Origin of the sequence: Streptomyces sp. WM6372 (assembly GCF_001279655.1) — a bacterium.
Lineage (GTDB): Bacteria > Actinomycetota > Actinomycetes > Streptomycetales > Streptomycetaceae > Streptomyces.
On sequence record NZ_LGDB01000002.1, the window covers coordinates 114,415 to 136,394 of the forward strand.

Below are 21,980 nucleotides of genomic sequence, written 5' to 3' on the forward strand. Positions count from 1 at the left end.
GGTGGGGGAGGGGTGCTGAAGGAGTCCTGAGACTCCTGAAGGGAGGTTCAGGACTCCGGGTCCGTTCCGCCGGCCGGCACGCGCAGGACGAGGCGGGCGCCGCCGCCCCCCCCCGACGGCAGCGCGCGGGCCTCGCCGCCGTGCGCGCGGGCGATCTCGCGGACGATGGCCAGGCCGAGGCCCGTACCGCCGCCCGCGCGGCCGCGGTCGGCGTCCAGGCGGACGAACCGTTCGAAGACCCGGTCGCGGTCCTCCGCCGGGATGCCGGGACCGTCGTCCTCGACCTCCAGCACCGCCCAGCCGCTCCCGCCGGGGTCCGCCGGTTCGGTGGCCGCCCGTACGACGACCCCCGTACGGGCGTGCCGCAGCGCGTTGTCCACCAGGTTGGCCAGCGCCCGCTCCAGCCGCGCCGGGTCCCCGGCCGCCGGTACGGGAGCCTGCGCGTCCAGCCGGAGCGGAACCCGGGGGGCCGGCCGCCGGGCCAGGTCCTCCGCGGCCAGCAGCGCCAGGTCCACCGGCTCGGTCCGGGGCCGCGGCACGGGGCCGCCGTCGAGGCGGGCGAGCAGCAGCAGGTCCGCCGCGATGCGCTGGAGCCGCTCGGTGTCGGCCAGTGCGCCCGCGACCGACTCCCGGTCGGGGCGGGCCTGGGCCAGCGCCACCTCCAGCCGGGCTCGGACCGCGGCCAGCGGATTGCGCAGCTCGTGCGAGGCGTCCGCGGTGAACTGCCGCTGCCGGGCGTCGGACCGCTCCAGCCGGTCGAGCGTGTCGTTGACGGTCCGGGCCAGCCGGGCGATCTCGTCCGCCCCGCCGGGATCCGGGACGCGGCGGTCCAGCTCGCTGGCGGTGACCGCCGCGAGCCCGGTCCGGATCGCGGTGACCGGGCGCAGCGCCTGCCCCGTCACCCACCAGGCGAGGGCCGCCGCGAAGCCGATCAGCGGGGGCGAGCCGGCCAGCAGGCCGAGGGCGATGGCGCGGGTCGCGTCGTCCACGTCGCCGAGCACGGTGACGGCGTACACCTCGTGCCCGCCCGGCGCGTCCACCGCGACCACCACGCGCCGCTCCGCGCCGGGGCGCGCGGGCGGGAGCACGGCGGAGCGGGAGTCCTCGCCGGATGCACCGGATGCACCGGATGCACCGGATGCGCCGGACACGCCGGGTGCACCGGTTGCACCCGCTGCACCGGGCCCGGGCGGGCGGAGGCCGCCGAGGCCGGGATCGTCCCCGAGGTCCCCGGTGGAGGCGACGATCCGCCCCCGCGCGTCCCGTACGAGGACCAGGTCCACCCCGCCCTCCGGCGCGGGCAGCCGCCCGCCGGGCGCGGGGCCGCCGGGCCAGGCGTGGCCGTCGAACCGGGCGGCGGCCTTGCGGGCGGCGAGCTCGGTGCGGCCGGTGGTGTTGTCGAGGAGGTTGGCCCGCAGCAGGGTGTAGAGCCACAGCCCGCCGGCGCCCAGTACGGCCGCCATGGCGAGCGCGGCGGCCAGCGCCGCCCGCCGCCGGAGCGGCCCCCGGCTCCTTCTAGCCACCGTCGGGGGCCATGCGGTAGCCGGTGCCGTGCACGGTGAGGATCGAGCGGCGGCCGAAGGGGGCGTCGATCTTCTTGCGCAGCGAGGACACGTACACCTCGACGATGTTCGGGTCGATGGCGTGCGGGGTGTCCCAGACCTGGTCGAGGATGTCCTGCTTGGCGACGGCCCGGCCGGGCTGTTCCATCAGGCAGGCGAGCACGCCGAGCTCGCGGGCGGTGAGCTCGATGTCGTGCGTACCGCGGCGGCAGCGGCGGCCGGCGGGTTCCAGGACGAGGTCGCCGGCCTGGAGGGTGCGGTGGGGGTCGGCGGCCCCGGTGGCTCCGGCCGCCCGGCGGGCGAGGGCGCGGAGCCGGGCGGCCAGGACCACGAACGAGAAGGGCTTGGTGAGGTAGTCGTCGGCGCCGCAGTCGAGGCCCTCGGCCTCGTCGTACTCGCCGTCCTTGGCGGTCAGCATGAGGACGGGCGTGGGGTCGCCGTCCGCCCGCAGGCGGGCGCAGATCTCGTAGCCGCTGAGGCCGGGCAGCATCAGGTCGAGCAGGACGGCGTCGTACGAGCCGGTGCGGGCGAGGTCCAGCCCGCTGTGGCCGTCGTGGGCGAGGTCGACCCAGTGCCCGTCGGCGCAGAGGCCGCGCCGCAGCGAGTCGGCGAGGCCTTCTTCGTCTTCGACCACGAGGATGCGCACGCCCCAAGCGTCACATACCGCCCACCTGGGGAGCCCGGCCCCGGCCCCGGGGCACCCCCGATCCGGATCATCCAGGGGAGCGTGTTGGCACTCCGCTTGACCGAGTGCTAATCGCCGGAATAGTCTCGCACCTGGCACTCGCCCCCGGTGAGTGCCAATACGGCGACGGGCAGGTCCGGCACCCGCGACGACGGATCCACCTGGTCGCCACCCAGACAGTTAGCCCCGTGAGATCTCCGAAGGGGGAGGTCGGATCGTGACGACCACCAGCTCCAAGGTTGCCATCAAGCCGCTCGAGGACCGCATCGTGGTCCAGCCGCTCGACGCCGAGCAGACCACGGCTTCCGGCCTGGTCATCCCGGACACCGCGAAGGAGAAGCCCCAGGAGGGCGTCGTCCTCGCCGTGGGCCCGGGCCGCTTCGAGGACGGCCAGCGTCTCCCGCTGGACGTCAGCGTCGGCGACATCGTGCTGTACAGCAAGTACGGCGGCACCGAAGTGAAGTACAGCGGCGAGGAGTACCTCGTCCTCTCGGCTCGCGACGTGCTCGCGATCATCGAGAAGTAATTCACCGAAGCATTGCTTTGAGCTGCGCCCCTGGTCACCCCGCTGATTGCCGGGCGGCAAGGGGCGCAGTTCGTTAAACCCGAGTTTTCGAGAGGGCTGAACCGCTCCCATGGCGAAGATCCTGAAGTTCGACGAGGACGCCCGTCGCGCCCTCGAGCGCGGCGTCAACAAGCTGGCCGACACGGTGAAGGTGACGATCGGCCCCAAGGGCCGCAACGTCGTCATCGACAAGAAGTTCGGCGCCCCCACCATCACCAACGACGGTGTCACCATCGCCCGCGAGGTCGAGCTGGACGACCCGTACGAGAACCTGGGCGCGCAGCTCGTGAAGGAGGTGGCGACCAAGACCAACGACATCGCGGGTGACGGCACCACCACCGCCACCGTGCTGGCCCAGGCGCTGGTCCGCGAGGGCCTGCGCAACGTCGCCGCCGGCGCCTCCCCGGCCGCCCTGAAGAAGGGCATCGACGCCGCGGTCAAGGCCGTGTCCGAGGAGCTCCTCGCGACCGCCCGCCCGATCGAGGACAAGTCCGACATCGCCGCCGTGGCCGCGCTCTCCGCGCAGGACCAGCAGGTCGGCGAGCTCATCGCCGAGGCGATGGACAAGGTCGGCAAGGACGGTGTCATCACCGTCGAGGAGTCCAACGCCTTCGGCCTGGAGCTGGAGTTCACCGAGGGCATGGCCTTCGACAAGGGCTACCTCTCGCCGTACATGGTGAGCGACCAGGAGCGTATGGAGGCCGTCCTCGACGACCCGTACATCCTGATCAACCAGGGCAAGATCTCCTCCATCCAGGACCTCCTGCCGCTGCTCGAGAAGGTCATCCAGGCCGGCGCCTCGAAGCCGCTGCTGATCATCGCCGAGGACGTCGAGGGCGAGGCGCTCTCCACCCTCGTCGTCAACAAGATCCGCGGCACCTTCAACGCGGTCGCCGTCAAGGCCCCCGGCTTCGGTGACCGCCGCAAGGCGATGCTCCAGGACATGGCCACCCTCACCGGTGCCACCGTCATCGCCGAAGAGGTCGGCCTCAAGCTCGACCAGGCCGGTCTGGACGTCCTCGGTTCCGCGCGCCGCGTGACCATCTCCAAGGACGACACGACCATCGTCGACGGTGGCGGCAGCCACGACGAGGTCCTCGGCCGCGTCAACCAGATCAAGGCCGAGATCGAGTCCACGGACTCGGACTGGGACCGCGAGAAGCTGCAGGAGCGCCTGGCGAAGCTCGCCGGCGGCGTCTGCGTCATCAAGGTCGGCGCCGCCACCGAGGTGGAGCTCAAGGAGAAGAAGCACCGCCTCGAGGACGCCATCTCGGCGACCCGCGCGGCGGTCGAGGAGGGCATCGTCTCCGGCGGTGGCTCCGCGCTCGTCCACGCCGTGAAGGTGCTGGAAGGCAACCTGGGTCTGACCGGCGACGAGGGCACGGGTGTCGCGGTCGTCCGCCGCGCCGCCGTCGAGCCGCTGCGCTGGATCGCCGAGAACGCCGGCCTCGAGGGTTACGTCATCACCTCGAAGGTCGCCGAGCTCGACAAGGGCCAGGGCTTCAACGCCGCCACCGGCGAGTACGGCGACCTGGTCAAGGCCGGCGTCATCGACCCGGTCAAGGTCACCCGCTCCGCGCTGGAGAACGCCGCTTCCATCGCCTCCCTGCTGCTCACGACCGAGACCCTGGTCGTCGAGAAGCCGGCCGAGGACGAGGGCGACGCCGGTCACAGCCACGGCGGTCACGGCCACAGCCACTGATCGCGCCCCACATCGAGAAGGCCCCGTTCCGCATCGGCGGAACGGGGCCTTCCCGTAGGCGCGGTGACGTCACATCGCGCCCAGTTCCCTCATCAGGCGCATGGCGTCGTAGTGCCACCAGCCTTCCTTGATCATTCCGTCCTCGCACCGGAAGACCGTCGTGCCGGTCATCGTGCAGTCCTTGCCGGTCGGGGCGATCCCCATGAACTCGCCCTTGTGCTTGCCGTTGAAGGTCCACATCGTGGTGACGTAGTCCTCCTGGGCCATCTGGGCGTCCCGCGTGAAGGTGAAGTCGAAGGCGGCGCGCCACATCTGCACGTCCTCGCGGATGCCGTCGCGGCCGACCTTGACGTCCGGCCGGCTGATGTCGTGGTCCCGGTAGTCCGCCGCGAAGATCTCGTCCACGACGGACATGTCGCCCTTCATCGCGACCTCTTCGTACATGCGGTTCGCGAGCAGCGCGTTGAGGTGCTCGTCGCGGACGACGTCCAGGTTGGTGAACCGGGGCATCCCGTCGCAGAGGGCCATCATCTCCTGGAACATCCTGTCCGTCTCCGGGAGGTGAGAGTTCTTCATGGCCGCTTCGTACGACGGGAATTCGACGACGTCGACGTAGCGCGTGTCGGATTCCCGGTCCTTGCCCACCACGGTGTGGGCCACGGTGCGCTTGCCCTTCGTCTCCGCCAGGTACCGGTCGATGACCTCGTTGACGGCCTCGGGCCTGCTGGTCTCGTAATCGACTATTTGTACGAATGTCATGGCGTACTCCCGCGCTGGATGGGACGTATCCAGTTTAGGGAGATTTCACCCGGTCGGCCGGTTTGGGGAACGGCCTACCCGTAGGTCACTCGGGCTACTGCGGGCCGTACTTGCGGCCCGTACGGGAGGACACCCCGCCCAGCAGCCCGCGCGGCGTCAGCTTCACCAGGCCCATCAGCGCCTTGTACCGCGGATCCGGGATCGAGACCGTCTTGCCGCGCGCCAGGTCGTCCAGGGCCGCCGCCACCAGCTTGTCCGCGTCCAGCCACATCCAGTTGGGGATGTTGTCCGTGCCCATGCCGGCGCGCTGGTGGAACTCGGTGCGGACGAAGCCGGGGCACAGGGCCATCAGCCGTACGCCCGATCCGGACAGGTCCCGCGCCGCGCCCTGCGTGAACTGCACGACCCAGGCCTTGCTCGCCCCGTACGTGCCGCGCGGCACGAACGCCGCCACCGAGGCCACGTTGACGACGCCGCCGCGGCCGCGCGAGCGCATCGATTCGGTGGCCGCCGAGGTCAGCCGCAGGACGGCCTCGATGTGCACCTTCAGCATGGTCAGCTCGTCGGCCATGGAGACTTCGAGGTAGCGGCCCTTGTTGCCGAAGCCCGCGTTGTTGACCAGCAGGTCCACCGGGTGCGTACGGTCGCCGAGGCGGTGCTCGACGGCCGCGATGCCCTCGTCGGTGGAGAGGTCGGCGGCCAGCACCTCGGCCTCGATGCCGTGCCGGTCGTGCAGCTCGGTGGCCTGCTCGCCGAGCCGCTTCGTGTCGCGAGCCACCAGTACGAGGTTGTGGCCCTGGGCGGCGAGCCGCCGGGCGAATGCGGCGCCGATGCCCGCCGTGGATCCCGTAATCAACGCAGTCGTCATAGGCGCAACCTAGCCGCCCACGGCGACAGCTCAAGAGGAGCCCGCCGGGCGGTACCCCTTCGTGACGCACGGCCCCGCGCGTCGTCGCTTCCCGCTGCGGAACCGCTACTTCCGGCTACGAAAGACCGCTTTGACCTCCGCTTTCGGCTCCTTGGGCCCGACCGCGCTCCTACTCCGCTCCTACTGCCCGTACTTCTCCGCGTGGGCGAGGGCCTTCTCGTGCCACTCCGGCGCCATGGCCGCGCCCGCCGCCCGCGTGCGCGCGAGCAGCGACCGGTCGGTGGTGAAGGCCCGGAACCAGAGCTCCACCGTCACGTCGTGGTCCGGGCGGTGGACGAGCTCGACGCAGTCGCCGGGGGAGACCGGCCCCTCCTGGACCACGCGCAGGTACGCACCCGGCCGCGCGGCCTGCGTGTACCGCTTGACCCAGCCCCGCTCGCCGAGCGCGCCCTGGAAGGTGCGGCACGGGATGCGGGCCGAGGCCACTTCGAGGACGAGGCCGCCCGCGCCGACCCGCCAGCGCTCGCCGAGCAGCGCGCCCGTCAGGTCCATGCCGGAGGTGGTGAGGTTCTCGCCGAACAGCCCGGCGGGCAGTTCGCGGTCCAGCTCGCCCTCCCACCAGTCGAGGTCCTCGCGCGCGTAGGCGTAGACGGCCTGGTGGTCCCCGCCGTGATGGCGCAGGTCGCAGACGGCGTCGCCCTTGAGGCCGCTGGCGCCGACGCCCTTGGGCCCGGGAGGGAACACGTGGACCGGGCCGGGTACCGGGCGCTTGCCGATGCCGGTCACCCCGCCCGGCGCGTCGGTGTGGTCGACGGCCGTCGCGCGGCCGAGGTTCACGGAGACGACGCGCGGGGCGGCGGCGGGCGCGCCGGAGGTGCCGGAGGCGCCGGGAGCGGTGGGGGTCATGAGGGCCACGGTAGTCCAGCTTGCTCAAAGGGTCACGAGAATATTCGCGCCGAGATCAAAGCGGGGCTTATGCTCGAAGGATGATCGAGGCACGTCATCTCCGGGTGCTGCGCGCCGTCGCCGGCACCGGGTCCTTCTCCGCCGCCGCCCGCGAGCTCGGCTGCACCCAGCCCGCCGTCTCCCAGCAGATGAAGGCGCTGGAGCAGTCGGCCGGCACCCCGCTGCTCGTCCGGGCCGGCCGCGAGATGCGGCTGACCCAGGCCGGTACGGCCCTGGTCCGGCACGCCGCCGGGATCCTCGCCGGGCTGACCGCCGCCGAGGAGGAGGTCGCGGCCATCGCCGGGCTGCGCGCGGGCCGGGTCCGGCTGGTGTCCTTCCCCAGCGGGAGCTCCACGCTGGTGCCGACGGCGCTGGCCGCGATGCGGGCCGAACACCCCGGCACCCGGATCTCGCTGGTCGAGGCCGAGCCGCCGCGGTCGGTGGAGATGCTGCGCGAGGCCGACTGCGATCTGGCGCTGGCCTTCCGGTACGGCTCGGCCTCCCCCTCGGCCGGCGGCCAGGCCGCCGAGGGCGAGTGGGAGGACCTCGTGGTGCGGCCCCTGCTCACGGACCGGCTCGTCGGGCTGGTTCCGGAGGGGCACCGGCTGGCGGGGGCCGAGCGGGTGAGCATGGCGGAACTGGCCGACGAGCCCTGGATCGCGGGTTGTCCGCGCTGCCGCCGCCATCTGGTGGAGGTGTGCGAGGAGGTGGGCTTCACCCCGCGCATCGACTTCGCGACCGACGACTACCCCGCCGTGGTCGGCCTGGTCGGCGCCGGGCTGGGCGTCGCCGTACTGCCGGAGCTGGCGGTGGAGTCCGTACGGGCCAAGGGCGTGAGCACGGTGGCCGTGGAGCCGGCGGTGGAGCGGGAGGTCGTGGCGCTGACCCTGCCCGACCTGGCGCGCGTACCGGCCGTGGCGGCGACCCTGGCCGAACTGGAGCGGGCCGCCACGCGCTGACCGTACGGCGGTACGGCCAATCGCGTGACGTTCCGGTCCGCGTACGGGTTGAGGAAACGTTCCTTCGTACGTTTCGGCGAACCTCGGGTCAGTGCGGCGGAAGGGGTCCGATCGTGCTGGAGGCGGGGATCAGGCGATGGCGCGCGCGTCCCATCAGCTCTTCGCGCTCATCCTCCGTGAGGCCGCCCCACACCCCGTAGGGCTCGCGGACGGCCAGTGCGTGCGCGGCGCATTCCGAGCGCACCGGGCATCGCATGCAGACCTCTTTAGCCGAGGCCTCGCGCGCACTCCTGGCCGCGCCCCGCTCGCCTTCCGGGTGGAAGAAGAGGGAGCTGTCGACCCCCCGGCAGGCGGCCAGCAGCTGCCAGTCCCAGAGGTCGGCGTTCGGTCCGGGGAGGCGGGAGAAATCTGCCATGGGTAGTCCTCTTGGTGCCGGTACTGAGACGGATACGGTCCAAGTCTCCACACCTACTGTCGTAGTAGATGTAAATATGACTCATTGGGAATCTAGCCTCAGACACGTGCCAAAAGGAAGAAAAGCCGCCAAATAGGGCATAGCTCCAGATGGAGGACACGCGGAGAGTGGCACCCGCGTCGTGTTCGCTTCCTCACGTAGAGTGCCGAAGGTGTCCGTCCGACCCGTAACTCTTTCGAGTGACCATCGTTGAGAGTGCGAAGGCGGTTGAACCAAGAAGTTCCCGGACAGGTGTCCGAGGGCATCGACCGCACAGGTGACGATACGTACCAGCCTGGAGGCTCAAGGTGACGCGCATCAGCAGCTGCGGAGGGCGGTCATGACTTCCGTCCTCGTCTGCGACGACTCCCCGCTTGCCCGAGAGGCGCTCCGTCGCGCGGTTGCCACCGTGCCCGGCGTCGAGCGTGTGACGACGGCTGCCAACGGCGAGGAAGTCCTCCGCCGCTGGGGTGCCGACCGCTCCGACCTGATTCTGATGGATGTACGGATGCCGGGGCTGGGCGGTGTGGAGACGGTGCGCCGGCTGCTCTCGGCCGATCCGGGCGCCCGCATCATCATGCTGACGGTCGCCGAGGACCTGGACGGGGTGGCCCTCGCGGTCGCCGCCGGCGCCCGGGGCTACCTGCACAAGGACGCCTCGCGCGCCGAACTGCGGGCCACGGTCACCCAGGCACTCGCCGACCCGACCTGGCGACTGGCCCCGCGCCGGCTCCGCTCGGCCGAGATGGGCGCCGCGCCCACGCTCACCGCGCGCGAGATCCAGGTGCTGGAGGGCATGAGCCACGGCCGGTCCAACGCGGAGATCGGGCGCGAGCTCTTCCTCTCCGAGGACACGGTCAAGACGCACGCCCGCCGGCTGTTCAAGAAGCTCGGCGCCTCGGACCGGGCGCACGCCGTGGCGCTCGGGTTCCGCTGGGGTCTGGTCCGCTGACCGCGGGACCGCAGGCCGGACGCTGAGAGCGGTCCCGTCCGCCACCGGCGGGCGGGGCGGCACGCCGGGCGCCCGGGCTGTGGGTCCGCCCGTGTGCCCGTCCGCGTGTCCGCCCGTGCGTCCGGTTGCCTCCGGCCGTCCGCGGCAGGCCCCGGCCGCCCCGGCGCACGCCCGGCGCGCGCCCGTCGTGTGCCGGTCGTGTGCTCGTCCGTTCCCGTCCCGCCGTACCCGGTGCGCACCCGGGGATGGGCGGGGCACAATCGGGGGACGTGTCGCTTCGCGCGCGATGCCGCATGCTTGAGGTGTGGCGCATTTTCTGGGATGGGGCCTCGGGGAGTATTCGGTCGAGCGGGAGGGGAGGGCGCAATGACGAGCTCAGGCGCACCCGCTCATAACGCTTCGACGCACAACACGGGCCGTGGCGGCGCGAATGCTCCGGCGCCAAGGCACCATGGATTGATGCGCGACGACGAGGCCCCGGGGTCACCCACGGCCACAGGCTCCACCGGCGCCGCCAAAGGCGGCAGCGCCGGGGCCGTCAGCGCGCTCGTACGCCGCGCGGTCGAGGGCGACGAGCAGGCGACGCACGATCTGCTCGCCTTCGTTCACCCGCTCGCGATCCGCTACTGCAGGACCCGGCTCTCACGGCTCCCCGGCGACGCCCGCCACTTCGTGGAGGACCTCGCGCAGGAGGTCTGCGTCGCCGTCCTGATGGCGCTGCCGCGGTACCGGGACACCGGCCGTCCCTTCGAGGCCTTCGTCTTCGCCATCGCCGCGCACAAGGTCGCCGACCTCCAGCGGGCCGCCATGCGGCACCCGGGCAGCACGGCCGTGCCCTCCGACGAGATGCCGGAGCGGCCGGACGACTCGCTGGGTCCGGAGGAGCGGGCGCTGCTGAGCAGCGACGCCGCCTGGGCCAAGAAGCTGCTGGCCAACCTTCCGGAGAACCAGCGCGAGCTCCTCGTCCTGCGGGTGGCGGTCGGCCTGACGGCCGAGGAGACCGGGCAGATGCTCGGGATGTCCCCCGGTGCGGTGCGGGTGGCCCAGCACCGCGCGCTCAGTCGGCTGCGCGCGCTCGCCGAGCAGTAGGTCCCGCATCCTCGTAGGAACAGACGAAACTTCTGCTTGACCTTGGTCGTGGAATGAGACGCGTCGGGATCCCGTTAGCATGGACATCCGCGCTGAGCAAGACCATTTGGGAAGGTGTCATGACCGCCGACGGAGTGCCCGACAAATTCGCCACGCTCGGACTGACCTACGACGACGTGCTGCTGCTGCCGGGCGCGTCGGACATGTCGCCTGATGCGATCGACACCTCTTCCCTCATCTCCAGGAACGTCCGTGTGAACGTCCCGCTGCTGTCCGCGGCGATGGACAAGGTCACCGAGGCCCGCATGGCCATCGCGATGGCCCGCCAGGGCGGCGTCGGCGTGCTGCACCGCAACCTCTCCATCGCCGACCAGGCCAACCAGGTCGACCTGGTCAAGCGCTCCGAGTCCGGCATGGTCACCGACCCGATCACGGTGCACCCGGACGCGACCCTGCGCGAGGCCGACGAGCTCTGCGCGAAGTTCCGCATCTCCGGCGTCCCGGTCACCGACCCCGCCGGCAAGCTCCTCGGCATCGTCACCAACCGCGACATGGCCTTCGAGTCGGACCGCAGCCGCCAGGTGCGCGAGGTCATGACCCCGATGCCGCTGGTCACGGGCAAGGTCGGCATCTCCGGCGTGGACGCCATGGAGCTGCTGCGCCGCCACAAGATCGAGAAGCTGCCGCTGGTCGACGACGCGGGCATCCTCAAGGGCCTCATCACGGTCAAGGACTTCGTCAAGGCCGAGAAGTACCCGAACGCCGCCAAGGACAAGGACGGCCGCCTCCTGGTCGGCGCCGCGGTCGGCGTCGCCGGCGACGCGTACGACCGCGCCCAGGCGCTGATCGAGGCGGGCGCCGACTTCATCGTCGTCGACACCGCCCACGGCCACTCCCGGCTCGTCGGCGACATGGTCGCCAAGATCAAGTCGAACTCCTCCGTCGACGTCATCGGCGGCAACGTCGCCACCCGCGACGGTGCCCAGGCGCTGATCGACGCCGGCTGCGACGGCATCAAGGTCGGCGTCGGCCCCGGCTCCATCTGCACCACCCGCGTCGTCGCCGGCATCGGCGTCCCGCAGGTCACCGCCATCTACGAGGCCTCGCTCGCCGCGAAGGCGGCCGGCGTCCCGGTCATCGGCGACGGCGGCCTGCAGTACTCCGGCGACATCGCCAAGGCGCTCGTCGCGGGCGCCGACACGGTGATGCTCGGCTCGCTGCTCGCGGGCTGCGAGGAGTCCCCGGGCGAGCTGCTCTTCATCAACGGCAAGCAGTTCAAGTCGTACCGCGGCATGGGCTCGCTCGGCGCGATGCAGTCCCGCGGTGACCAGCGCTCCTTCTCGAAGGACCGCTACTTCCAGGAGGGCGTGGGCGGCGACGACAAGCTCATCCCCGAGGGCATCGAGGGCCAGGTCCCGTACCGCGGCCCGCTCTCCGCGGTCGTGCACCAGCTCGTCGGCGGCCTGCGCCAGTCGATGTTCTACGTCGGCGGCCGCACGGTGCCGGAGCTCCAGGACCGCGGCCGCTTCGTCCGCATCACGTCGGCGGGTCTCAAGGAGAGCCACCCGCACGACATCCAGATGACCGTCGAGGCGCCGAACTACAGCCGCAAGGGCTGAACCGACAGCGCGTGAGGGGGGCGGGTCCGGCGGACCCGCCCCCTTGACGTTGCGTCCGTACAGCGGTCACCGGAACGCGGGGCGCCGGGGTTCGGGGATACTGGACGGGCAGACCCAGAGGAAAGGCCACCACACGTGACTGAGATCGAGATCGGGCGCGGCAAGCGCGGCCGCAGGGCGTACGCGTTCGACGACATCGCCATCGTCCCGAGCCGGCGTACGCGGGACCCGAAGGAGGTCTCGATCGCCTGGCAGATCGACGCCTACCGCTTCGAGCTCCCGTTCCTCGCCGCCCCCATGGACTCGGTCGTCTCCCCGCAGACCGCCATCCGCATCGGCGAGCTCGGCGGCCTCGGCGTGCTGAACCTCGAAGGCCTGTGGACCCGGTACGAGGACCCGCAGCCGCTGCTCGACGAGATCACGGAGCTGGACGAGGACGCCGCCACGCGCCGTCTCCAGGAGATCTACTCCGCCCCGATCCAGGCGGACCTGATCCGGCAGCGCATCAAGGAGGTCCGCGACTCCGGTGTCGTCACCGCCGCCGCGCTCTCCCCGCAGCGCACCGCCGAGTTCTCCAAGGCCGTCGTCGACGCGGGCGTGGACATCTTCGTGATCCGCGGCACCACCGTGTCGGCGGAGCACGTCTCCGGCGCCGCCGAACCGCTGAACCTGAAGCAGTTCATCTACGAGCTCGACGTCCCGGTCATCGTCGGCGGCTGCGCCACGTACACCGCGGCCCTGCACCTGATGCGCACCGGCGCCGCGGGCGTCCTGGTCGGCTTCGGCGGCGGCGCCGCGCACACCACGCGCAACGTGCTCGGCATCCAGGTCCCGATGGCCACCGCCGTCGCGGACGTGGCCGCGGCCCGCCGCGACTACATGGACGAGTCCGGCGGCCGCTACGTGCACGTCATCGCCGACGGCGGCGTGGGCTGGTCCGGCGACCTCCCCAAGGCCGTCGCCTGCGGCGCCGACGCCGTGATGATGGGCTCTCCGCTGGCCCGTGCCACCGACGCGCCCGGCAAGGGCCACCACTGGGGCATGGAGGCCGTCCACGAGGACGTGCCGCGCGGCAAGAAGGTCGACCTGGGTACGGTCGGCACCACCGAGGAGATCCTCACGGGCCCGTCGCACACCCCGGACGGCTCGATGAACCTCTTCGGCGCCCTGCGCCGCTCGATGGCCACCACGGGCTACAGCGAGCTCAAGGAGTTCCAGCGGGTCGAGGTCACGATCGCGGACTCGCAGCACAGCCGCTGACCCGCACGCCGTACGTACGCGAAGGGCCGGTTCCCCGGATGGGGGAGCCGGCCCTTCGGCGTTCGGCGGCGGCGCCGGGCGGCCGCGCGGGCGGTCCGGCTCCGTCCGTCGGGTGCAGGATCAGTCGCTGGCCTTCTTCGCGGCGCCGAAGGCCACGAAGCCGCCGATGGCGAGGAAGACGTAGTCCATCGCGTCCGCGCCCTCCTGCCAGATGTCGTTCAGGCCGCCGACGCCCGCCTTGTCGAGGACCTCGCCGAGGCCGACGTTGCCGTAGTCGGCCAGGGCCAGCGCGATGAAGAACAGCTGGCCGAGGTAGACGGCGCCGAGGGAGAAGACCGCGCCGACCACGGGGAGCACCGGGTTCTTGCCGCCGAGCTTTCCGGCGGCGAAGCCGATCAGCAGGCCGACGCCGACCGCCGCGTAGCCGACCTGGCGGTCGATCGCGTTCATGATCCCGCCGTACGCGGCGGCCGCGGCCAGGGCGGCGACCACGGCCGCGGCGATGCCCAGGCCGATGTTGCCGCTGCGGGCGGGCTCGGCGGGGTACGGGACGGCGACCGCTTCGGACTCGGGCGCGGGCGGCTGGATGTGCTGGCTCATGGTGGAAATCCCCCCCAGGGATTCGGGCATACGGGTGTCCGCGGAGGTCGGCCGGGGACGTATGGATGAGATAAGTCGCCGCAGGCTAGCAGGCGGATCCGACATCCGCTGAAGCGATTTCCGGGCCCGGTCCGGCGTGGTCCGCCCGGTCAGAGCCGGTGTGCCGCCCCCGCCGGGCTGGCCCCGCGGGTGTCCAGCAGCAACTGCGCCTTCACCGCCAGGCCTTGGAGGTCGTACGTGCGGTGGTGCTGGAGAAGGATCGTCAGATCGGCGTTCGCGGCGGCCTCGTACAACGACTCGGCCCGGGGGACGGGCCGGTCCCTGACGCGCCATCCGGCGACGTACGGGTCGTGGTAGCTGACCAGCGCCCCGAGGTCGAGCAGCCGGCTGGCGATCTCGCGGGCCGGTGAGCCCTCCTGGTCGCCGAGGTCGGGCTTGTACGTGACGCCGAGCAGCAGGACGCGGGCCCCGCGGGCCGACTTCCCGTGCTCGTTCAGCAGGGTGGCGGAGCGCTGGATGACGTACTGGGGCATCCGGCCGTTGATCTCCTGCGCCAGCCCGACCATGCGCAGGGGGTGGCCCGGGGTGCGGGTGGTGTGGGGGAGGTAGTTGGGGTCGAGGGGGACGCTGCGGCCCCCGACCCCCGGGCCGGGCCGGAAGGCCTGGAACCCGTACGGCTTGGTCTCGGCGCAGCGGATGACGTCCCAGAGGTCGACGCCGAGGTCGTGGCAGAGCACCGCCATCTCGTTCATGAGGGCGATGTTGACGTGCCGGTAGTTGGTCTCCAGGAGCTGTACGGTCTCGGCCTCGCGCAGGCCGCGCGCCCGGACGACCTTCTCGGTGAGGCGGGCGTAGAAGGCGTGCGCGGACTCGGTGCAGGCGGGGGTGAGGCCGCCGATCACCTTGGGGGTGTTGGCGATTCCGTGCGTGCGGTTGCCGGGGTCGAGGCGGCTGGGGGAGTACGCGAGGTGGAAGTCCCGGCCGGCGCGCAGTCCGGAGCCCGCTTCCAGGATGGGGCGCAGGTAGTCCTCGGTGACGCCCGGGTGGGCGGCGGATTCGAGGATGACGGTGGTGTGCGGGCGCAGCCGGGCGGCGAGCGTGCGGCCCGCCTCGCCGACGGCGGAGAGGTCGAGCGCGCGGTCGGCGCCGAGTTGGGTCGGGGCGCAGATGACGGCGGTGCGGACCCGGCCGAGTTCGGCGGGGTTGGTGGTGATCCGGAAGCCGGCGGCCGACATGCGGCGGATCTCGGCGGCGGTGAGGGTGGAGTCCGTGGCGGTGGTGGCTGTGATGACGGTGGCCGCGGGCGAGGCCGTGGCCGGGTCCGCGGCCGTTGCCGCCGCCGGACCGCTGTCGTAGCCGACCGTCTCGATTCCGGCGGCGACGGCCGCCTGCGCCAGCGGGAGGCCGAGGTGGCCCAGTCCGATGACGGCGAGATCTGCGGGCATGGGGTGCCGTCCCTTTCCCTGGCATGCATGAGGGGGCTGGGTGCGCAAGCCCTGTGGACCGTGCAGGTGGAGTGTGGAGCTGGCGCGATGTCAGACTAGGCGTATATATGACCGATGTGTCGTATTACGGGGCGATGGTCGCCGTTGTGTTGTCCACAGGCGGTGGCTGATGTCGGTGCGGCGGGTCAGAATCGTGAGCGGGGGATGTGAGCGGGGTCACCCGCACCGAGCGGGAACGACCGCACCGACGGGAGGCAGCCGTGAGGACAGCGACACTGGGGCCGGTCCAGCGCGAAGAGGCGCTCGCCCGGATGGCCGAGCGGGAACTGGACGTGCTGGTGGTGGGCGCGGGCGTGGTCGGCGCGGGCACCGCGCTCGACGCCGCGACCAGAGGCCTCTCGACGGGGCTGGTGGAGGCCAGGGACTGGGCGTCCGGCACCTCCAGCCGGTCGAGCAAGCTGATCCACGGCGGACTGCGGTATCTGGAGATGCTCGACTTCGCCCTCGTGCGGGAGGCCCTGAAGGAGCGCGGCCTGCTGCTGGAGCGGCTCGCTCCGCACCTGGTGAAGCCCGTGCCGTTCCTGTACCCGCTCCAGCACAAGGTCTGGGAGCGGTTCTACGCCGGATCGGGCGTCGCGCTGTACGACGCGATGTCGGTGTCCAGCGGGCACGGGCGGGGGCTGCCGCTGCACCGGCACCTGTCGCGGGGGCGCGCGCTGCGGGTGGCGCCGGCGCTGCGCAAGGACGCTCTGGTGGGCGCCCTGCAGTACTACGACGCCCAGATGGACGACGCGCGGTACGTGGCCACGCTGGTGCGGACGGCGTCTGCGTACGGGGCGCAGTGCGCCAACCGGGCGAGGGTGGTCGCCTTCCTGAGGGAGGGCGAGCGGGTCGTCGGGGCGCGCGTGCGGGACGTGGAGGGCGGCGGCGAGTACGAGATCCGCGCGCGGCAGGTCGTGAACGCGACGGGGGTGTGGACGGACGACACGCAGGCGCTGATCGGCGAGCGGGGGCAGTTCCACGTCCGGGCGTCGAAGGGCATCCACCTGGTCGTACCGAAGGACCGGATCCACTCCTCGACCGGGCTGATCCTGCGTACGGAGAAGTCCGTCCTCTTCGTCATCCCGTGGGGCCGGAGCTGGATCGTGGGCACGACGGACACGGACTGGGACCTGGACAAGGCGCATCCGGCGGCGTCGAGCGCGGACATCGACTACCTGCTGGAGCACGTGAACTCGGTGCTGGCGGTACCGCTGACGCGGGACGACGTCCAGGGGGTGTACGCGGGCCTGCGGCCGCTGCTGGCCGGGGAGTCGGACGCGACGAGCAAGCTCTCGCGCGAGCACACGGTGGCGCATCCCGTGCCGGGTCTGGTGGTGGTGGCGGGCGGCAAGTACACGACGTACCGGGTCATGGCGAAGGACGCGGTCGACGAGGCGGTGCACGGGCTGGACCAGCGGGTCGCGGAGTGCGTGACGGAGGACGTGCCGCTGGTGGGGGCGGAGGGGTACCGGGCGCTGTGGAACGGGCGGGCCGGGATCGCCGCCCGGACGGGCCTTCACGTGGTGCGGGTGGAGCACCTGTTGAACCGGTACGGCTCGATGACGGACGAACTGCTGGACCTGATCGCGGCGGACCCGGGGCTGGGGCAGCCGCTGGGCGGGGCGGACGACTACCTGCGCGCGGAGGTGGTGTACGCGGCGTCGCACGAGGGGGCGCGGCATCTGGACGACGTGCTGACGCGGCGGACGCGGATCTCGATCGAGACTTTCGACCGGGGGACGCGGTCGGCGCGGGAGTGCGCGGAGCTGATGGCTCCGGTGCTGGGGTGGGACAAGCAGCAGATCGAGAAGGAAGTGGAACACTACGAGAAGCGGGTGCAAGCGGAACGGGAATCGCAGCGCCAGCCGGACGACCAGACGGCGGATGCGGCCCGGTTGGGGGCGCCCGACATCGTTCCGTTGTAACTCCGGGATGCGGAGGGGGGAACCGCGGACCCGGGGCGCCCGTCCGTTGCGGAGTGAGGAACAATGAGGGTTCTGCCGGGGCGGGTTACCGCACGGGTTCTCCCGGAGCGGCCCACTGGGGATCCCCGGGGCAGCAGGCGGCACGATCGCAGAGGGGACGCATGTCGAAGCCGGAGCACACCGAGTCGCCCGCCGAGTCGCCTGCGGCGAAGCAGGAGGCTGCGCGTGCGGCGAAGCCTGCCGCCTCGGCCGCGGCGGAGCGTGACGCCGGGGATGCGGCGAAGCCGGGGGCCGCGAAGCCTGCCGTCCCGCCTGCCGCCCCGCCCGTGGCGGAGCCGGAGGACGCCGAGCCCGGCGGTTCGCCCGCGGCGAAGGCCGACCTGAGCAAGGCCGCCGCTGGTGCCGCTGGTGCCGCCGGAGCTGCCGACAGCGGTAAGCCGGGATCCGGCGGGGCCGGTGACGGTGCGTCCGAGGGCGCGAAGCCGGACCTGGGCAAGGCTGCCGCGGCATCTGCCGTGTCGGCGGAGCCGAAGGACAAGCAGCCGACGGACAAGCAGCCGACGGACAAGCAGCCGAAGGACAAGGCGCCGGCCGCGGCCAAGGCCGACCTGAACAAGCCTGCCGCGGATGCCGCGGATGCCGCGGATGCCGCGGACGCCGCCGAGTCGGCGGCAGGCGCGGGCGGAGCGGGTGGCGGTGCGCCGCGGGACGCGAAGCCCGCCGGCCCGGCCGCGGTGGAGCCGGAGCCGGTCAAGTCCGCCGGGGCTTCTGCCGGGGGGAACCCGGTGGTCGAGAAGGCCGATGCCGTTGCCGCAGCCGTCAAGGCCGCCGCCGCGAAGGCCGCCGAGGGCGGGCAGGACGAGGGGCGGCTGCTCGCGCGGCGCTACCGCCTGCGCGAAGTGCTCGGCAAGGGCGGCATGGGCACCGTCTGGCGCGCCGAGGACGAGACCCTCGGCCGGACCGTCGCCGTGAAGGAACTCCGCTTCAGCACCGGCGTCGACGAAGACGAGAAGCGCCGCCTCATCACCCGTACCCTCCGCGAAGCCAAGGCCATTGCCCGGATCCGCAGCGGCGGCGCCGTCACCGTCTTCGACGTCGTCGACGAGGACGCCCGCCCGTGGATCGTCATGGAGCTCATCGAGGGCCCCTCCCTCGCCGAGTTCATCCGTGAGCAGGGGCCGCTGACCCCCCACCGCGCCGCCGAGGTCGGCCTCGCCGTCCTCGACGTGCTCCGCGCCGCGCACGGTCAGGGCATCCTGCACCGGGACGTGAAGCCGTCCAACGTGCTCATCGCCCGCACCGGCCGCGTCGTCCTCACCGACTTCGGCATCGCACAGGTCGAGGGCGACCCCTCCGTCACCTCCACCGGCATGCTCGTCGGCGCCCCCTCGTACATCTCCCCCGAGCGCGCCCGCGGCCAGAAGCCCGGCCCGCCCGCCGACATGTGGTCCCTCGGCGGACTGCTGTACGCCGCGGTCGAGGGAGTGCCTCCGTACGACAAGGGCTCCGCACTCGCCACCCTCACCGCCGTGATGACCGAGCCGGTGGAGCCGCCCAAGAACGCGGGTCCGCTGACCGAGGTCATCTACGGACTGCTGGCCAAGGACCCGGCCCGCCGCCTCGACGAAGAGCGGGCGCGGGCGATGCTCACCGCCGTCGTCAACGCGCCGGAGCCGGTGCCGGCTCCCGTCCTCGCCCCGGCCGTGGAGGAGACCCGGCAGATCTCGCTGGCCGACGCCAAGGAGGCCGCGGCCAAGGCCTCCGCCGAGAAGGCGGCCGAGAAGGCGGAGAAGAAGGAGCGCGAGCGGCTTGAGCGCGAGCAGCGCGATCGGGCCCGCGCGGCGCTGAAGGCGACCCGCAAGGCCGCGGCCGCCGCGGCGGCGACCACGGCGGCCGCGGCGGCCTCGGCGGCCGAATCCCCGGCCCCCGCACCGGCGTCGGGCAGGCCCTCGCCGGTCGCGGCGCCGCTCACCGACGTCATGTCCCGCCGCACCATCGCCCTCGCGATAGTGGGCGTGGTCGTCGTGCTCGCCGCGATCGGTTCGCTCATCGCGTACGCGGTCAGCGGTGACGACGCGGCCGACAAGAAGAAGGAAGAGGGCAAGGGCGGGCCGGGTACGACGGTCTCCGGCAGCCCGAATCCCAGCCCGTCCGCGAAGACCGGCGAGACCAACGCCACCTCGGGCAAGGGCGCCACCGCCAACGGCGGCGCCGGCAGCGAGCCGAGCCAGGGGCAGTCCCCGGGCGGGCAGCAGGGCCAGAGCCAGGGTCAGGGTCAGAGTCAGGGCCAAGGGCAGAGCCAGGGACAGGGTTCGACTCCGGGCGGTCCCGGAGCCGGGCTCCCCGAGGGGTACGCGAAGGTGACCGACCCCGGGTTCCACTTCTCGATGGCGATGCCGTCGGGCTTCAAGGTGACGGGCATAGCCGGCGAGAACTCCGGCGCGATATACAGCCGCGACGGCGGCTTCCCGCGCATTCAGGTCGACTACACCGCCAGCCCCGGCAACGACGCCCGGGCCGCATGGGCCGAAGCGGTCGCCGGAACGGCGAGCTCCAGCACGAACTACCGCACGATCCGGATCGATCCGACGGAGTACAACGGCTACCCGACCGTCGCGGACTGGGAGTTCGAGCGGGAGCAGAAGGGCATCAAGGTCCGCGTGCTCAACCGCGGCTTCAAGGTGGACGCGAAGCACGGCTACGCCATCATGATCAGCTGCCCGGCGGACCAGTGGGACGCCCCGGAATGCACGACGATGCGCAACACGGCGTTCCAGACCTTCCAGCCGCTGGGCTGAACCGCTCCGCCGGACCTGCCGGGCCGGGCCGCCGGGGGCTGCCCGGCCGGGCGTTGACGGGCGACGCGTGACGAGCCTTTCCAGGCTCGGGACGCGGGCGGCCCGCGCGACGTATCGTGGCAGTGGGGCCATGGGGGACGTGCGCCCCGGCACTCGGGGGAGGCGAAGTGGAGGACTACGCGGGCCGGATCCTGGCCGACCGCTACCGTCTGCCGCTGCCGCCGTCGGACGAGTACGAACTGGTCGAGACCCGCGCCTTCGACACGCGCAGCGGGCAGGAAGTCCTGGTGCGGCAGGTGCCGTTGCCGGAGATCGTGGATGCCGAGCTGCTCGACGGTCGGACGCCGGGGCCTCCGGCGGCGGCCGGGGGAGAACTCCCGGCCGTGCGCCGGGCGATCGCCGCCGCACAGGCGGCCGCGTCCGTGCCGGACCACCCCCGGCTGGACCAGGTCTTCGACGTGTTCGCCGAGGGCGGGTCGCTGTGGATAGTGAGCGAGTTGGTGCCGGCGCGCCCGCTGGCCGCGCTGATCGCCGATGAACCGCTGAGCCCGTACCGGGCGGCCGAGGTCGCGGCGGACGTGCTGACCGCGCTGCGGGTGCTGCACGCGCACGGCTGGACGCACCGGAACATCACCGTCCGGACCGTGTTGATATGCGATGACGGTCGCGTCGTGCTGACGGGCCTGGCGGCGGGCGCCGCGGAGGACGCCCTGTGCGGCTACGACCCGGTCCCCCGGGAGTCCGCGCCCCCTGCCGAGCCCTGGGACGACCCGCCGCCCCCTCCTGCCGGGAATCCGGGGTGGGGCACGGTCCCGAACGGCGTGGCCGCCTTAGGGCCGGACCCGGGCAGGGGCGTGCCGCCCGGCCCGTCGCCGGGCTCCGCCGGTGCCCAGGATGCGGCGCCCGGTGCGGAGTTGGACGTACGGGGTGTTCCGGGCGGGGCGGCGGGCGCCGGGCCGGACGGCGGTCCGGGCGCGGGCGGTTACGCGCCGCTCGTGGCGCCCGGGTACGACACCGGCCCCCGGTACTCCGACCACATCACCCCCGGGGCGACGGGGGAGCGGCCCGACCTCAAGGCCGCCGCGCGGGCCGGGGCCATCGCCGCGTACCGGGCGGGGGCGCAGGCCGCCGCCGCGCGGGTCACCGAGCAGCGCAAGGGAGGGTCCGAGCCCGCGCCGGAGCCGAGGCCGCAGGGGTCGAACCTCCCGCAGGGGTACGCGTACCCGTACGGCGGCCCGGAGGCCGGTACGAGTGCGCCGTGGCACGGGGCCACGCCGCGCCGGCAGGCCGCGCTCCCGCCCGCCGAGCCGTCGGAACCGGAGCAGGAGCGCGATCCCGGGCCGGTGCCGGATCCCGGGCGGGTGCAGGTTCCCGAGTGGGAGCACGATCCCGACCGGATGCACGATCCCGACCGGGGGCCCGGACCGGAGCGGGGGCCCGAGCCCGACCGGGGGCCCGAGCCGGAGCGGGGGCCCGGGTCGCGGCCCGGCCCGGCGCCGGCGCCGGGCCGCCCCGCGCTGCCCGCGCAACTGGCCCTGCCCGAGGGCTACCGCCAAGCCGAAGCCCCGGACCCGACCGCCTACCTCCGCCCGGGCCAGCCCGGCCGGCCCCGCCCCCCGCGCCCCGGCCAGACCCCGCCGCACGGCACCGAGGGCCCGACCATGGCCTCGTACCTGCCGTCCGGCGAACCCGGCCGGCTCCGGCCCAACGGGTCCGAAGCCCCGGCCCCGGCCCCGACCCCGGCCCTCACC

The 21,980-nt window shown here is 72.7% G+C and carries 18 protein-coding genes; 10 read left to right on the forward strand and 8 right to left on the reverse strand.

Annotated elements, in window-relative coordinates; genetic code table 11:
* Window positions 1–47: 47 nt before the first annotated feature.
* Together ADK52_RS01825 and ADK52_RS01830 are read right to left on the reverse strand one after the other, a co-directional pair.
* Entirely contained in the window at window positions 48–1,523 is a 1,476-nt protein-coding gene (locus ADK52_RS01825) for a sensor histidine kinase (protein ID WP_159045821.1), read from the reverse strand.
* Window positions 1,516–2,208, reverse strand: coding sequence for a response regulator transcription factor (locus ADK52_RS01830; RefSeq protein ID WP_053687997.1), 693 nt, complete (start codon window positions 2,206–2,208; stop codon window positions 1,516–1,518). Before ADK52_RS01830 ends, ADK52_RS01825 begins: the two co-directional genes overlap by 8 nt.
* 256 nt (window positions 2,209–2,464) lie before the next feature.
* Between ADK52_RS01830 and groES the strand changes: the two genes are divergently transcribed.
* Together groES and groL are read left to right on the forward strand one after the other, a co-directional pair.
* Window positions 2,465–2,773 (forward strand): co-chaperone GroES, encoded by a 309-nt coding sequence (gene groES, locus ADK52_RS01835; protein ID WP_030154760.1) that lies wholly within the window; start codon window positions 2,465–2,467, stop codon window positions 2,771–2,773.
* A gap of 109 nt (window positions 2,774–2,882) precedes the next feature.
* Window positions 2,883–4,514: a chaperonin GroEL gene (gene groL / locus ADK52_RS01840; protein WP_053687998.1), complete on the forward strand. Its 1,632-nt coding sequence runs from the start codon at window positions 2,883–2,885 to the stop codon at window positions 4,512–4,514.
* Between the two features lie 69 nt (window positions 4,515–4,583).
* Here the strand turns inward: groL and ADK52_RS01845 are convergent, their stop codons facing one another.
* The 3 genes from ADK52_RS01845 to ADK52_RS01855 form a co-directional block, all read right to left on the reverse strand.
* A complete protein-coding gene (locus ADK52_RS01845; protein ID WP_053687999.1) occupies window positions 4,584–5,273 on the reverse strand; it encodes an ester cyclase in 690 nt (229 codons plus the stop codon).
* Window positions 5,274–5,367: 94 nt separating this feature from the next.
* Window positions 5,368–6,141 (reverse strand): SDR family NAD(P)-dependent oxidoreductase, encoded by a 774-nt coding sequence (locus ADK52_RS01850; RefSeq protein WP_053688000.1) that lies wholly within the window; start codon window positions 6,139–6,141, stop codon window positions 5,368–5,370.
* A 180-nt stretch (window positions 6,142–6,321) separates the two neighbouring features.
* Complete coding sequence (locus ADK52_RS01855; RefSeq protein ID WP_053688020.1) at window positions 6,322–7,047, reverse strand: MOSC domain-containing protein; 726 nt, start codon at window positions 7,045–7,047, stop codon at window positions 6,322–6,324.
* Between the two features lie 80 nt (window positions 7,048–7,127).
* On the opposite strand from ADK52_RS01855, the gene ADK52_RS01860 reads away from it, so the two are divergent.
* Complete coding sequence (locus tag ADK52_RS01860) at window positions 7,128–8,045, forward strand: LysR family transcriptional regulator (RefSeq protein WP_053688001.1); 918 nt, start codon at window positions 7,128–7,130, stop codon at window positions 8,043–8,045.
* An 88-nt stretch (window positions 8,046–8,133) separates the two neighbouring features.
* Here ADK52_RS01860 and ADK52_RS01865 read toward each other — a convergent pair whose 3' ends face one another.
* Window positions 8,134–8,460 carry a WhiB family transcriptional regulator gene (locus tag ADK52_RS01865; protein ID WP_030864318.1) on the reverse strand — a complete coding sequence of 109 codons (327 nt, stop codon included), beginning with the start codon at window positions 8,458–8,460 and terminating at the stop codon, window positions 8,134–8,136.
* Between the two features lie 379 nt (window positions 8,461–8,839).
* Here ADK52_RS01865 and ADK52_RS01870 point away from each other — a divergent pair, with 379 nt between their 5' ends.
* The 4 genes from ADK52_RS01870 to ADK52_RS01885 all read left to right on the forward strand — a co-directional run bounded on the left by ADK52_RS01870 (window position 8,840) and on the right by ADK52_RS01885 (window position 13,419).
* Complete coding sequence (locus tag ADK52_RS01870) at window positions 8,840–9,451, forward strand: response regulator transcription factor (protein WP_003948568.1); 612 nt, start codon at window positions 8,840–8,842, stop codon at window positions 9,449–9,451.
* A 459-nt stretch (window positions 9,452–9,910) separates the two neighbouring features.
* Window positions 9,911–10,540, forward strand: coding sequence for a sigma-70 family RNA polymerase sigma factor (locus ADK52_RS01875; RefSeq protein WP_030154772.1), 630 nt, complete (start codon window positions 9,911–9,913; stop codon window positions 10,538–10,540).
* A gap of 119 nt (window positions 10,541–10,659) precedes the next feature.
* A complete protein-coding gene (gene guaB / locus ADK52_RS01880; RefSeq protein WP_053688002.1) occupies window positions 10,660–12,159 on the forward strand; it encodes an IMP dehydrogenase in 1,500 nt (499 codons plus the stop codon).
* Between the two features lie 135 nt (window positions 12,160–12,294).
* Entirely contained in the window at window positions 12,295–13,419 is a 1,125-nt protein-coding gene (locus tag ADK52_RS01885; protein WP_053688003.1) for a GuaB3 family IMP dehydrogenase-related protein, read from the forward strand.
* A gap of 120 nt (window positions 13,420–13,539) precedes the next feature.
* On the opposite strand, the gene ADK52_RS01890 is transcribed toward ADK52_RS01885, so the two are convergent.
* Together ADK52_RS01890 and ADK52_RS01895 are read right to left on the reverse strand one after the other, a co-directional pair.
* A complete protein-coding gene (locus tag ADK52_RS01890; protein WP_053688004.1) occupies window positions 13,540–14,019 on the reverse strand; it encodes a hypothetical protein in 480 nt (159 codons plus the stop codon).
* 149 nt (window positions 14,020–14,168) lie between these two features.
* A complete protein-coding gene (locus ADK52_RS01895; RefSeq protein ID WP_053688005.1) occupies window positions 14,169–15,464 on the reverse strand; it encodes a nucleotide sugar dehydrogenase in 1,296 nt (431 codons plus the stop codon).
* Between the two features lie 260 nt (window positions 15,465–15,724).
* On the opposite strand from ADK52_RS01895, the gene ADK52_RS01900 reads away from it, so the two are divergent.
* The 3 genes from ADK52_RS01900 to ADK52_RS43260 form a co-directional block, all read left to right on the forward strand.
* Window positions 15,725–17,431 (forward strand): glycerol-3-phosphate dehydrogenase/oxidase, encoded by a 1,707-nt coding sequence (locus tag ADK52_RS01900; RefSeq protein WP_053688006.1) that lies wholly within the window; start codon window positions 15,725–15,727, stop codon window positions 17,429–17,431.
* A gap of 161 nt (window positions 17,432–17,592) precedes the next feature.
* Window positions 17,593–20,229 (forward strand): serine/threonine-protein kinase, encoded by a 2,637-nt coding sequence (locus ADK52_RS01905; protein ID WP_053688007.1) that lies wholly within the window; start codon window positions 17,593–17,595, stop codon window positions 20,227–20,229.
* A gap of 167 nt (window positions 20,230–20,396) precedes the next feature.
* A partial coding sequence (locus tag ADK52_RS43260; RefSeq protein WP_324615868.1) for a protein kinase occupies window positions 20,397–21,980 on the forward strand: 1,584 nt, incomplete at its 3' end.

Bases quoted from the DNA above. Each gene is read 5' to 3' on its own strand.
- groL (WP_053687998.1), top strand. From the start codon at position 2,883: ATGGCGAAGATCCTGAAGTTCGACGAGGACGCCCGTCGCGCCCTCGAG.
- ADK52_RS01845 (WP_053687999.1), bottom strand. From the start codon at position 5,273: ATGACATTCGTACAAATAGTCGATTACGAGACCAGCAGGCCCGAGGCC.
- ADK52_RS01850 (WP_053688000.1), bottom strand. From the start codon at position 6,141: ATGACGACTGCGTTGATTACGGGATCCACGGCGGGCATCGGCGCCGCA.
- ADK52_RS01855 (WP_053688020.1), bottom strand. From the start codon at position 7,047: ATGACCCCCACCGCTCCCGGCGCCTCCGGCACCTCCGGCGCGCCCGCC.
- ADK52_RS01860 (WP_053688001.1), top strand. From the start codon at position 7,128: ATGATCGAGGCACGTCATCTCCGGGTGCTGCGCGCCGTCGCCGGCACC.
- ADK52_RS01865 (WP_030864318.1), bottom strand. From the start codon at position 8,460: ATGGCAGATTTCTCCCGCCTCCCCGGACCGAACGCCGACCTCTGGGAC.
- ADK52_RS01870 (WP_003948568.1), top strand. From the start codon at position 8,840: ATGACTTCCGTCCTCGTCTGCGACGACTCCCCGCTTGCCCGAGAGGCG.
- ADK52_RS01875 (WP_030154772.1), top strand. From the start codon at position 9,911: ATGCGCGACGACGAGGCCCCGGGGTCACCCACGGCCACAGGCTCCACC.
- guaB (WP_053688002.1), top strand. From the start codon at position 10,660: ATGACCGCCGACGGAGTGCCCGACAAATTCGCCACGCTCGGACTGACC.
- ADK52_RS01890 (WP_053688004.1), bottom strand. From the start codon at position 14,019: ATGAGCCAGCACATCCAGCCGCCCGCGCCCGAGTCCGAAGCGGTCGCC.
- ADK52_RS01895 (WP_053688005.1), bottom strand. From the start codon at position 15,464: ATGCCCGCAGATCTCGCCGTCATCGGACTGGGCCACCTCGGCCTCCCG.
- ADK52_RS01905 (WP_053688007.1), top strand. From the start codon at position 17,593: ATGTCGAAGCCGGAGCACACCGAGTCGCCCGCCGAGTCGCCTGCGGCG.